Annotated in this window: 3 tRNA genes; all 3 read right to left on the bottom strand. The window is 54.2% G+C overall.

The features are described from left to right. Positions 1-46: 46 nt before the first annotated feature. A tRNA-Val gene (locus EA58_RS20585) sits at positions 47-122 on the bottom strand. A gap of 29 nt (positions 123-151) precedes the next feature. Next, positions 152-227: transfer RNA gene (locus tag EA58_RS20580), tRNA-Lys, on the bottom strand. A 1-nt stretch (position 228) separates the two neighbouring features. Beyond that, a tRNA-Glu gene (locus tag EA58_RS20575) sits at positions 229-304 on the bottom strand. Between the last annotated feature and the right edge of the window lie 26 nt (positions 305-330).

The raw sequence follows: 330 nt of genomic DNA, 5'->3' as shown, positions 1-330 counted from the left end.
CTGAGCTATAGCCCCATTGTTCTGGGTCTCTTTCCAGAGGAAAGAATGGTGGGCGATACCGGGCTCGAACCAGTGACCCCCTCCTTGTAAGGGAGGTGCTCTCCCAACTGAGCTAATCGCCCACTGAGTTTTTACATTCCCGTGGCAGGAATGGTGGGTCGTGCAGGATTCGAACCTGCGACCAATTGATTAAAAGTCAACTGCTCTACCAACTGAGCTAACGACCCGTGGCGTCCCGTAGGGGAGTCGAACCCCTGTTACCGCCGTGAAAGGGCGGTGTCCTAGGCCTCTAGACGAACGGGACTAAAATTCTGTCAGCGAAACATCTTC

Source organism: Photobacterium galatheae, from assembly GCF_000695255.1.
In the GTDB taxonomy this organism is placed as follows: Bacteria; Pseudomonadota; Gammaproteobacteria; order Enterobacterales; family Vibrionaceae; genus Photobacterium; species Photobacterium galatheae.
This window is presented reverse-complemented; position numbering and strand designations above follow the sequence as displayed.